This is a genomic window from Maribacter spongiae, assembly GCF_047345125.1.
Taxonomy (GTDB): Bacteria; Bacteroidota; Bacteroidia; order Flavobacteriales; family Flavobacteriaceae; genus Maribacter.
Genome location: NZ_JBLFEQ010000007.1, coordinates 203,956 through 215,322 on the forward strand (window position 1 = coordinate 203,956; position 11,367 = coordinate 215,322).

General features: G+C 39.6%; 13 protein-coding genes and 1 pseudogene. 8 read left to right on the forward strand and 6 right to left on the reverse strand.

All coding sequences use genetic code 11. The features are described 5' to 3' along the window. Window positions 1-10: 10 nt before the first annotated feature. On the forward strand, window positions 11-958 hold the full coding sequence (locus tag ACKWB9_RS11675; protein WP_414003194.1) for an ABC transporter substrate-binding protein: 948 nt from the start codon (window positions 11-13) through the stop codon (window positions 956-958). Window positions 959-1,004: 46 nt separating this feature from the next. Here the strand turns inward: ACKWB9_RS11675 and ACKWB9_RS11680 are convergent, their stop codons facing one another. Together ACKWB9_RS11680 and ACKWB9_RS11685 are read right to left on the reverse strand one after the other, a co-directional pair. Then, entirely contained in the window at window positions 1,005-2,477 is a 1,473-nt protein-coding gene (locus ACKWB9_RS11680; protein ID WP_414003195.1) for a S41 family peptidase, read from the reverse strand. 30 nt (window positions 2,478-2,507) lie between these two features. Beyond that, window positions 2,508-4,016 carry a S41 family peptidase gene (locus ACKWB9_RS11685; protein ID WP_414003196.1) on the reverse strand — a complete coding sequence of 503 codons (1,509 nt, stop codon included), beginning with the start codon at window positions 4,014-4,016 and terminating at the stop codon, window positions 2,508-2,510. 218 nt (window positions 4,017-4,234) lie between these two features. On the opposite strand from ACKWB9_RS11685, the gene ACKWB9_RS11690 reads away from it, so the two are divergent. From ACKWB9_RS11690 to ACKWB9_RS11715, 6 genes are all read left to right on the forward strand, one after another. Next, window positions 4,235-4,744 carry an RNA polymerase sigma factor gene (locus ACKWB9_RS11690; protein WP_414003197.1) on the forward strand — a complete coding sequence of 170 codons (510 nt, stop codon included), beginning with the start codon at window positions 4,235-4,237 and terminating at the stop codon, window positions 4,742-4,744. Beyond that, window positions 4,731-5,177: a hypothetical protein gene (locus ACKWB9_RS11695; RefSeq protein WP_414003198.1), complete on the forward strand. Its 447-nt coding sequence runs from the start codon at window positions 4,731-4,733 to the stop codon at window positions 5,175-5,177. Before ACKWB9_RS11690 ends, ACKWB9_RS11695 begins: the two co-directional genes overlap by 14 nt. 10 nt (window positions 5,178-5,187) lie before the next feature. Further along, complete coding sequence (locus tag ACKWB9_RS11700; protein ID WP_414003199.1) at window positions 5,188-5,733, forward strand: DUF4252 domain-containing protein; 546 nt, start codon at window positions 5,188-5,190, stop codon at window positions 5,731-5,733. 79 nt (window positions 5,734-5,812) lie between these two features. Further along, the gene (locus ACKWB9_RS11705) at window positions 5,813-6,364 is read left to right on the forward strand and encodes a DUF4252 domain-containing protein (protein WP_414003200.1); all 552 of its coding nucleotides are present in this window, start codon (window positions 5,813-5,815) and stop codon (window positions 6,362-6,364) included. 97 nt (window positions 6,365-6,461) lie between these two features. Then, complete coding sequence (locus ACKWB9_RS11710; RefSeq protein ID WP_414003201.1) at window positions 6,462-7,001, forward strand: DUF4252 domain-containing protein; 540 nt, start codon at window positions 6,462-6,464, stop codon at window positions 6,999-7,001. Between the two features lie 184 nt (window positions 7,002-7,185). Next, entirely contained in the window at window positions 7,186-7,989 is an 804-nt protein-coding gene (locus ACKWB9_RS11715) for a mechanosensitive ion channel family protein (protein ID WP_414003202.1), read from the forward strand. Between the two features lie 61 nt (window positions 7,990-8,050). Here the strand turns inward: ACKWB9_RS11715 and purB are convergent, their stop codons facing one another. After that, window positions 8,051-9,394, reverse strand: coding sequence for an adenylosuccinate lyase (purB, locus tag ACKWB9_RS11720; protein WP_414003203.1), 1,344 nt, complete (start codon window positions 9,392-9,394; stop codon window positions 8,051-8,053). Window positions 9,395-9,470: 76 nt separating this feature from the next. Further along, a complete protein-coding gene (locus ACKWB9_RS11725; protein ID WP_414003204.1) occupies window positions 9,471-10,043 on the reverse strand; it encodes an adenylosuccinate lyase in 573 nt (190 codons plus the stop codon). 35 nt (window positions 10,044-10,078) lie between these two features. Here ACKWB9_RS11725 and ACKWB9_RS11730 point away from each other — a divergent pair, with 35 nt between their 5' ends. Then, entirely contained in the window at window positions 10,079-10,552 is a 474-nt protein-coding gene (locus ACKWB9_RS11730; RefSeq protein ID WP_414003205.1) for a heme-binding domain-containing protein, read from the forward strand. Here the strand turns inward: ACKWB9_RS11730 and ACKWB9_RS11735 are convergent. Next, window positions 10,515-11,207: an SIR2 family NAD-dependent protein deacylase gene (locus tag ACKWB9_RS11735; protein ID WP_414003206.1), complete on the reverse strand. Its 693-nt coding sequence runs from the start codon at window positions 11,205-11,207 to the stop codon at window positions 10,515-10,517. The two genes, ACKWB9_RS11730 and ACKWB9_RS11735, sit on opposite strands and share 38 nt — an antisense overlap. A gap of 51 nt (window positions 11,208-11,258) precedes the next feature. Continuing rightward, a pseudogene (locus tag ACKWB9_RS11740) lies at window positions 11,259-11,367 on the reverse strand (IS982 family transposase); the annotation flags it as partial.

An 11,367-nucleotide genomic window follows, 5' to 3' on the forward strand; every position in this document is an offset into this window, starting at 1 on the left:
TATTTAAAGGATGTTAAAAGTCTGTTCTTTTTTACCGGCGGTAACCCAAATGTTGTATGACATGGGATTGGATGACCATTTATACGGGATTACATTTGAGTGTCCGGAACTCGCCTTAAAGGAAAAAGAACCTGTAGTGCGATGCGTGTTGGAAGGAAAAGACCTTTCCAGTAAGGAAATCGATGCGTTGTTCTCGGCGAGTAAACATCAGGGGAAAGACCTGTATTATGTGGATCAACCGCTTTTGGAGAGTATAGCACCGGATATTATTTTTACACAGGATATGTGCGATGTTTGCCAGATAGATATGGCCTGTACTTCCGCTGCGGTGGCACATCTTGAAAAGCAGCCCCAACTTTTTTCAATAAGCCCGGCATCGTTGAACGATGTTTTTGGGAATGCGGTCACTATTGCGAGAGCATTGGGGAAAGAGGAAGTGGCTTATACCTACCTTGCCGGATTGCATGATCGGATAGATATGGTCATAGATGCGCTTAGGAAGGCAAAGGCTTTGCCCAAACGTGTACTTTTGATGGAATGGTTGGAACCTATTTTTAATTGTGGCCATTGGATTCCTCATCAAATAGGCTATGCAGGTGGTATAGACATGCTTTCAAACCCTTCCGGGGACAGTATTGTTACACCATGGGAAAAGATTTTAAAGTACGATCCCGAAATTTTGGTCATAGCCCCTTGTGGATTTACCATAGACCGTACTTTGGAGGAAATGCATCTTCTGACCCAAAAAGAAGGTTGGCGTACCTTAAAGGCCGTAAAAGAGGGTAATGTTTTTATTGCCGATTATGATATGTTCACGCAATCATCCGCCAGTACGTTGGTGGATGGTATTGAACTGTTGGCCGGAATCTTTCATCCGGATATTCTGGAAGTTCCTGAAAGGATACGCTTTAAATATAGAAAAATAGATATCCCTAAAAGAGCATTATCGTTAATATAAAACAAAAAGAGCGGCCGATCGGCCGCTCTTTTTCTTGTGATATTATTTACTCCAACTCTAAATTATAATGGGTATCGTCTATCATTTTATCCCCGATCGGGGAAAACATTTTGGAACTGGTCATAACATCAATGGGGCTTTTAACGGTAAAATCACGTTTGCCCGAAACCCCGGTAATCTCTTCAATGGCTCTGGCCAAAAGCGGTTCGTTCTGATCTCCAAGAACTCCTAAATTATCCAAATCCTCTTTTAACTGAACATCTGGAACCAGACCACTCGTATAATCGGAAAAACCATCGGCATTTTCATTGCGTCCCAATAAGGGCTGTAGGGCCCATTGTACCTCGGGATTAATTTTATCTACCCGTGTAGGCGTGTATAGGTATGAATTTTCCCTGTCGTCCACTAAAGTGGTGGAAAACTCGTTCTTTCCTCTTGTAACATCACCAATTTGGACGACATCTATATAGGGTTCCAGGCTATTGATCAACAGCTCACTGGCAGATGCAGAGCTGGCACTCGTCAATACATATAGTTTGTTTAACCCCAAACTGTTTATGGTCCTGCTTCCTACCTTATCGGCAAAATAGACTTCCAATTGACTTTGTGAGAGCTGTTCCTGGATTTTGTCGTTATAGCGTTTTTTCAAGAACAGGTTGGCGGTATTGGTATCATAGATCATACTGGCCAACAATCTGGTCGTATTTACGGAACCTCCAGGGTTATACCTAAGATCGATTATCAAATTGGTAATCCCCGATGAATTCAGCGTCGTTATAGCGTCATATAGGTCATCATCATATTCATTGGTAAACTGATTGTACATAAGGTACCCGATTTTTTCACCGTTGATTTCAAAGGATTTTGAGATAAAGACGGGGTTTTCCGCAAAGGCCTCTTGTTTGGTCAGGGAGATTTCCTCATTGTTGGGTACAATTTCACCATTAACAAAATCTGCCATATTTAAGGTGTAGTCATTATTTTCTCCAAATAACAGTCCTATATAATTGCTCAATGTTAGGGTTTCTCCGTCTACCCCGGTAAAAAGATCCCCTCGTTTTATATCTTTTCCCGCAGCATCCGAATTGGGAAGGATATAGCGTACATATCCAAAAAGTTCTTCGCTGTCAGCGATTCTTACCAGACCGAATTCCATACCGTTACTTCTGGAAATACCGGCAAGGGAATTGGTCAACACCCGATAATCGGCATTATAAAAGCTAAAACGATCTTGGATAAAGACCAATTTGTTGTCAAAGAATTCCGCTGGAGAATTTTCAGAATTTAAAAAATCCGTGTACGCCTTACTGCCTTCGGTCGTATTGGGAAACCTGTCATCGGCTAAGTCCGATACTTCCGACTGCCAGAAATACCAGAAATTCATGGCTTTCCACATAAAATCCTGTACCTGTACATTGGCCAATGGATCTGGGTTTACGGTTCCCGGAATAGTAAGCTCATCATCTTTTGAGCAAGATATAAGCGCAATAATGGTAAGGAAAATAAAATATTTATTCATGACAATTAGATAAAACTAAATTTGGAACGGTTATTTTAATGCCCCCAAGGGGTTTTTAGAAGTATTCTTTATGTTATCTAAAATCAGGACGCTTCTTCTATCATCGAACAATTTGGAACTGGATATCAAATTGCCGGGTATTTGCACATTAAAACTTCTTTTGGCACTCACACCGGTGATTTCCTGAATGGCCCTTGCCAATAAAGGTTCGTTCTCGTTCCCAAGCATACCTAGATTGGCTACATCCTCAACTAATTCTATATCGGGAATCAACCCGTCCGCATAATCTGAAAAACCTGCTCCATTTTCTACTCTACTGATAATGGGTTGCAGTGCCCATTGATTATCGGGGTTTATTTGATCTTCTCTTTCCCGGCTATAAATATTTCCATTGTCGGGGTCATCCACAAAAGTCAAGGAACCTTCATTTTTCCCCGTAGTAGTAGAGCCGATGTGAACTACATCGATATAGGGTTCTAGACCCACCATGACCAGTTCACTGGCAGATGCAGAGGCATCAGTGGCCAAGATATATACTTTGTTCAGGTTTAAGGAGTTAAGCGTAGCACCTGTATTTCCGTCATTGGTTCCGGTAGTGCTTACAAAATTATTATTCGCATCCTCACCAAACAACTCCTGAAGTTTTGCATTGTAGCGTGTTTTAAAAAACAGCTCCTCAGTATTGGGCGCATAGATCAGGCTTGCCAATATGGTGGCCGTTGTTCCCCTTCCGCCTGAATTATAGCGCAAATCCAAAACCAGATCCGAAATATTTTGATTTTTAAAAGTTCCAAAAATTTGGTTCAATTCTTCGCCGGACCCCGCCTGAAATTGGTTGTACATTAGATAACCTATTTTTTTATCGCCAATGGTCAGGACTTTATTTACTAGAATAGGGTCTTCTTGTAAACCTTCTTCTTTGGTCAAGGTAACTTCTGCATTAATGGGACTTATGATATTATTCTCAATAGTGGCCATGTTTAAGGTATAGGTGTCATTATCCCCAAAAAGGAGGTCCCTAAAATTATTTAGGGTCAACCTTGTTCCGTCCACTCCTATAAATACATCCCCTCTTTCAATATCCTTGGTCGCGGCATTTGAGTTTTTGATAATATATTCCACATAACCGAAGACATCATCCGTATCCCCGATACGGGAAAGGCCAAATTCAAGGCCATTGCTTTTGGCGATACCGGAAATGAAATTTGTAAGTTCCTTATAATCATTACTATAGAAAGTAAAGCGGTCTTCGGAAAAGAGAAGCTCATCGGTCAAAAAAGTTTCGGGATCAGGATTATCCATGAGATAATCTTCATATTCGGATTGTGTTGCAAAACGATCATCAGCTAAATCGGGAACATCCTCCTGCCAGAAATAATAGGCATTCAATGTTTGCCACATAAAATTTTGGACTACTATATTTACCTCTTCCGGAGTCTCTTCTACCTTTTCTTCTTCAACTATGGGACCGTCATCGTCTTTTTTACAGGAACCAAAACATAATCCAATGATAAGTAGGAGGAGAAAATACTTTTTCATAGCTCTTTAACTTTCTAGCGATAGCTCTCAATAATCGTTCCAATTCTACTCAGAAACCTTAGTTTAGCCATCGATAATCATACTTACGATAATTAAGTAGTATAAGGATGTTAAATTTACTTACATATACAGGAAAAAAAAATTATTTGTAACAAAACTCGTTGAACGTCGTCTTCCTTTTGTAGACTGATAAAGGGTTTGCGAAGAACAACCAACACATGAAACAAACGGAATTTTTAAATGTGGTCATGCCCTTTAAGGATAAGTTGTACCGGCTGGCAAAACGTCTGTTGGTATCTACCGAAGAGGCAGAGGACGCAACACAGGAGATTCTTTTAAAATTATGGGCCAAAAAGAAAATGATAGGGAGTTATAATAATGTAGAGGCCTTTGCCATGACGATGACCAAGAATTTTTGTTTGGATAGGTTGAAATCAAAGCAAGCGGGAAATCTAAAATTGGTCCATAATAATTATGGGGATGAAAACACCTCGCTCCAAAAAGAGGTAGAAGCAAAGGATAGTGTAGATTGGGTTCAAAAAATCCTGGAGGAATTGCCCGAGCAACAAAAAATGGTATTGCAGTTGCGGGATGTAGAGCAATATGAGTATGAAGAAATAGAGGCTTTATTGAATATGAAACCTACGGCCATTAGAGTGGCCCTGTCCAGGGCAAGAAAAACGGTTAGGGAAAAATTAATGCAAAAACACAACTATGGAATCGCATAACATAGAGGAATTATTGGAAAAATATTTTGAGGCCACTGCTACGGTAGAAGAAGAGCAGATCTTGAGGGATTATTTTTCAAAAGGAAAAATAGCCCCCCATCTAGAACAATATGCCCCTATGTTCCAATATTTTTCCAGGGCCAAAGAAGAACGTTTTACCGGGCAAGTGTCCTTAAAACATGGAAAGGCGTATTATAAATGGGCCGCTATTGCGGCTGTGGCTGTTTTTGCTTTTGGTGCTTATTTTGGGTCAGGTAGCTACCGGGATTATCGGGAGAAACAATTGGAGGATCAAGAAAAGGCATTGGCGGCCTACCATGAGACAAAAAAGGCTTTTGCACTTTTGGCGGAAAATTTTAGTAAAGGCACCCAAAAAATGACTTATTTAAACGAGTTTGAAGTAACAAAACAAAAAATTTATAATCACAATTAAAATATAACAAATGAAAAAGATAATAGTAACGGTGATAACGGCATTAGTTTGCCATATAGGGTTTTCACAGTCCATTTTTGATAAGTACGAGGATTTGGACAATGTAAGTGCCGTGGTGGTCAACCAGAGTATGTTCCGGCTTTTGGCGAATATAGATGTAGAGGTAGATGAACCGGAAGCTAAGGACTTTATGGATATTGCCAAGAGCTTAAAAAACCTTAAGGTTTTTATTACGGAGGATAAAGACATATCCATGGATATGATGAAAACCGTGGATAAATATCTTAAAAACAACTCTTTGGAAGAACTTATGAGGGTAAAGGATAAAGATGCCAATGTTAAATTCTATATTAAAGAAGGAAGGGATGCCGATCATGTGAGTGAACTTTTAATGTTCATAACGGGAGTAAAGAACGTGGGTGTGGACGTTAATGGAAGAAAGTTTGAAACCGTTTTATTGTCCTTAACGGGAAATATAGACCTTAACAAAATAGGTTCCCTTACCAATAAAATGAACTTGCCCCAGGAATTGAACAAAGCAGGGAAAAAGCAATAGTCGTTTTGTAGAGCACAATTAAAATAAATCATCATCAATCACAAACCCTGAAACTCGTTCAGGACAAAAAACAACAGTCATGAAAACTTTAAAAAAAATCACAGTAGTAACAGCAATCGCATTTTTACCATTATTGGGTCTCTCTCAATCCATATTTGATAAATATGAGCGGATGGACAATGTTGGGGCCGTCATCGTGAACAAGGGTATGATAGACCTTTTCACCAAAATAGGTGACATGTCGAACGATAAGGAAGCCAAAGAGTTCATTGATGTGGCAAAGGATCTAAAAGGAGTAAAGGTTTTCATAACCGAGGATAAAAAAGTGTCAATGGATATGGACAACACGGTTCATAAATATCTGAAATCGTCCAAGCTAGAAGAATTAATGCGTGTAAAGGATAAAGATGTAAACGTGAAGTTCTATATCAGGAACGGGAAAAAGAAAGATCATGTTTCGGAGCTTTTAATGTTCGTCTCAGGAATGAAAGACTTGGATGTTGATCTGCATGGAAGAAAATTTGAAACCGTATTAGTAAGCCTTACGGGCGATATCGATTTGAAAAAGATAGGTGCATTAACAGAAAGAATGAACCTTCCCAAGGAGTTGAACAAAGCAGGAAGAAAATAGTAAATTCAATTATCAATTATCAATTATCAATTATCAGTGATCGGTCATTATTGTTGACTATTTGCTGATGCGAAACACAAATAAAAACCGAATAAAGGTGAAAAAAGTAATTATAAATATGTTGATGGCAATAACGCTGTTCCTGGCCTCATGTTCGTCATCACAGAGTTTACAGGAATATTATGTAAACAATTCCGAAAACCCCAATTTTCTTTCTTTTAATGTTCCGGCCAGTATATTGAACCTGAAGGAGGCCGACTTGACCGCAACCCAAAAAATGGCCGTAAAGGCACTAAGAAAGCTTAATATCCTAGCCTTTAAGAAGACGGCCGAAAACACAACGGATTATGAGACGGAAAAAACGAAGGTGAAGGACATTTTAGGAAAGGAAGTTTATACGGAGTTAATGAAAATGAATACGAAATATGGTAAGGCTACCATAAAATATATGGGAGAAGAGAACGCTATTGATGAGGTGATTATTTATGGTGACAATAGCGATAAAGGGTTTGCCATAATAAGAGTTCTAGGAGATGATATGAACCCTGCCCATTTTGTACAATTGTTGCAGGCCATCCAGAAATCCGACTATAAGGGCGAAGGCCTGGAGGGAATAGAGGATTTGTTTAGAAATTGAATATATGAAATTGAATTGAAAATCCCGTTACGGTCTATCGTAACGGGATTTTTTTGTTTTTGAACTTTAGGTCGGAATGGAGATATTTGATTTCATTTTAAAATTCGAGTTGTGTGACCTTCTTTCTATATTGGGGTCTTAACTTTTGAAACGTATTACTAACTATAAAAACGGAACAATTATTATGGAAAACTTATCGATGGAAACAATTTTAGGGTATGTAGAAGCCTATGGAATCCCCTTGATTAAGGCTATTATAATATACATTATAGGTTCTTGGATCATTAAAAAAATTGTGAAAGCGGTCAAAAAAGTTATGTCAAAAGGCACTTATGATATCTCCCTACAAAAATTTTTGACAGATCTTATTTCATGGGGACTTAGGATATTTTTGATCATTACGGTGATTTCCACGCTTGGGGTGGAGACGACCAGTTTGGCGGCCGTAATAGCGGCAGCCGGCCTTGCGGTAGGTCTTGCGTTGCAAGGCTCGCTGTCCAATTTTGCGGGCGGGGTATTGCTCATGATCTTTAAACCGTATAAGATCGGGGATTTAATAGAAGCACAGGGCGTTTTGGGTTCCGTGAAGGAAATAGAGATATTCACCACCAAGTTAATAACCCCTCAAAACAAATTGGCCATAGTTCCCAATGGGGCCATGGCCAATGGAAATATAATCAATTATACCGCGGAAGGTAAGATGCGCGTAGATACTTCTGTTGGAGTGGATTATGGATCGGACATTAAAAAAACAAAAGAAGTATTGTTGGCCATGTTAAAAGCGAACCCTAAAGTACTTGCTGATCCCGCACCATCCGTAAACGTTGAAGAATTGGCGGACAGTTCTGTAAACCTGGCCGTGAGGCCTTATTGTAGACCAGAGGACTATTGGGATGTCTATTTTGCCACCATAGAGGGTAGTAAGGCCGCCTTGGATATGGCCGGTATCGAGATTCCATACCCGCACGAAGTCCAGATTAACAAGTAAATTTTTTCCTTACTGAGAAAAAGGCCGTTTTAAACGGCCTTTTTTTATAAGCATAGTGTATTTAAATCCCCGTATATGTACTGGGGGTAATGCGTTTTAGTTCCTGTTTTATTGCTTCGGAAACATCCAAAGTATCTATAAACGCGGCAATGGATTCCTGATTTATTTTTTCATTGGTACGGGTGAGTCCCTTTAGGGCCTCATACGGGTTTGGATATCCTTCCCTTCTTAATATCGTCTGTATGGCTTCGGCCACAACGGGCCAGTTATGCTCCAAATCCTGTTCAAACTTTTCCTTGTTCAATAATAACTTGTTCAATCCTTTCAGCGTAGATTGAAAAGCAATTAAGGTATGGGCGAACGGTACACCAACATTCCTGAGCACGGTACTGTCCGTTAAATCCCTTTGTAATCTGGAAACCGGAAGTTTTGCGGACAAATGTTCAAAGAGCGCATTTGCGATTCCCAGGTTCCCTTCCGAGTTTTCAAAATCTATGGGATTTACTTTGTGCGGCATGGCAGAGGAACCTACTTCGCCCTTTTTTATCTTTTGCTTGAAATAATCCATGGAAACATAGGTCCAAAAATCCCTGTCCAAGTCTAAAATTATGGTATTGATCCGTTTTAAAGTATCGAAAAGAGCGGCCATATGATCATAATGCTCAATTTGTGTAGTGGGAAAAGAATGATACAATCCCAGCTTTTCCTGAACAAATTTTTGTCCAAAAACTTTCCAATCTATATTTGGATAAGCGATTTGATGGGCATTATAATTGCCCGTTGCCCCACCAAATTTGGCGGCACTCGGAATATCGTTCAATAAATTGAACTGTTCCTTTAAACGTTCCACGAACACATCAATTTCCTTGCCTAACCGGGTAGGGGATGCGGGCTGCCCGTGGGTACGTGCCAGCATAGGGATATTGGACCATTCTTTGGACAATTCCCTGAGTTTTTCCGAAACTTCAAAATATAAGGGGACGTAGACCTCGTTCATCGCTTCCTTAATGGAAAGGGGAACCGCGGTATTGTTAATATCCTGAGAGGTAAGTCCAAAATGTATAAATTCCTTGAACGTTCCTAAACCCAAGCTGTCAAAAGCATTTTTAATGAAATATTCGACAGCCTTTACATCATGATTGGTGGTTTTCTCTATCTCTTTTATAGCCTCGGCATCGGTCCCGTCAAAATTGGCATAGATCTCCCGTAAAGGCCCGAATTTGGAACGATCAAAACCTGAAAGTTGTGGTAGCGGTATTTCACAAAGGGCAATAAAGTATTCGATCTCTACCCTCACCCTGTACTTGATCAAGGCTTCTTCGGAAAAATAGGCCGCCAAACCCCCGGTCTTATTTCTGTAACGCCCATCGATTGGCGAAATGGCATTTAATGTGTTTACGGACATATTTGTTGATAGGTTATGAAAAGCGCAAAGATACCCATAAGCACCAAAGTTTAAAAGTTTTGTTGGCATTCAAAGGTTACAGGCCTTTCTTTCTCAGTTTTGATAAAATCATTCTTGCCCTCGCTTTGTAGGCAGCACTTCCTAAAGCATAATTTTGTTCCAATACCATCTTTAATTCCGGGTTGATCCAATCGAATTTTGACCCCAACAATACCAGACTGGTCATAGAATAAGCCTTTGCGGCAACTTTGTAATCACCTATCAACCAATCAAAACAAGCCGTTGCCATTTTTTCCAAATGGCTTTCTGAAAGATTTTTTTGTGTTCGTGGGTTTTTATCCTTGAAATAGGATATGGCCAGGTATTCACAAATTTTGGCAAAGGGCCTTATAGAAGATTCTAATCGCACCGCAGGAAGGCTGTCCATAAATAAATCCATAAAAGGAAAAAGACAAGAAAGATCTTGCTTTGCGGTAAACTCCAAGACCCAACAGGCTTTTGAAGATATGGGGTCGTCCGTTTGAAGTGCTATACATAACAAAGGCTCTATCATACGAGGGTTGTTGGATACCATATGAGCCATTTCCAAACGCTTTTCCCTGGAATGATCTACATAATTTAGGATATCGTAAAGTTCCGTTGCGGTCATAAAAATTGTAATTTTACCAGACTAAGGTTTTTCAAATGAAAATACTCAAAAAAATTCTTTTAGTTCTATTGATTTTAGGTATTGCGATACAATTTTACCGTCCTGAAAAGAATCTTGCCCAAGGTGAACACACGCTGCCATTTTTAACAGAGACCAATCCGCCGAACGAGGTAAGAACCTTGTTAAAAACGGCATGTTATGATTGCCATAGCAATCATACGAATTACCCATGGTATAACAATATCGCCCCAATTTCTTTTTGGTTGCAAGACCATATTAAAGAGGGGAAAGAGGAATTGAATTTTTCTGATTGGGCACAGTATTCCAACAAACGAAAAGACCATAAATTGGAGGAACTGATCGAGGAAGTTTCTGAGAATGAAATGCCTTTAGCGGAATACACTTGGACCCATAAGGAGGCCGTTTTAGACCGAGAGCAAATAGACGCTATTGTCCGGTGGGCAAAGAAAACTAGGGTTTTGTACCAATTAGGGAAGCAACCAAATTAGGAACGCCCTCTACCGCTGTTTTGGGGAGTATTGTCAGATTATCCCTAAAGGTCTCGGAAATCGATGGTTTGGGATCTATAAAATAAATGGGAGTGTTCCTACTTACAAAATCGATAAGGCTTGCGGCGGGATAAACCTGCATAGATGTTCCTATAATAATTAATATGTCCGCTTTTTCGGTAATTTCAATGGCTTTCTCCAATAATGGAACGGCCTCTCCAAACCAAACGATATGCGGCCTTAATTGATGTCCTTGTCTACATAGATCTCCAATTTTAATATCTTTTTCCCATTCGAGGATATCCATTGCATTCCCGGTACTACGAGCTTTTAACAGCTCACCATGCAAGTGAAGTATATTGTTGCTTCCCGCCCTTTCATGAAGGTCGTCTACATTTTGAGTGATAATGGCAACATTATAAAAAGCCTCTAACTCGGTTAGGGAACAATGTGCCTTATTGGGGTGCACTTCTAAAAGTTGTTGCCTTCTTTGATTATAAAAATCCAAAACCAATTCAGGATCATTTTGGAACCCTTGTGGTGAAGCTACTTCCATAACATTGTGTCCTTCCCATAACCCGTTGGAATCCCTGAACGTTTTTAAACCGCTTTCCGCACTTATACCTGCACCGGTCAATATCACAATATTTTTCATGATTGACATATTTACGCTAAAAATATACTTTTTATTAACCCATTGTGCATTTTAAACAATGCTGATTTTAATGTTGTTTATATTTCTATCAAAGACGAACCTGTTAACGAACTGAACCATTGTCAAGGCAGTGATTTTGGACAGCACCCTTGTCTTGAAC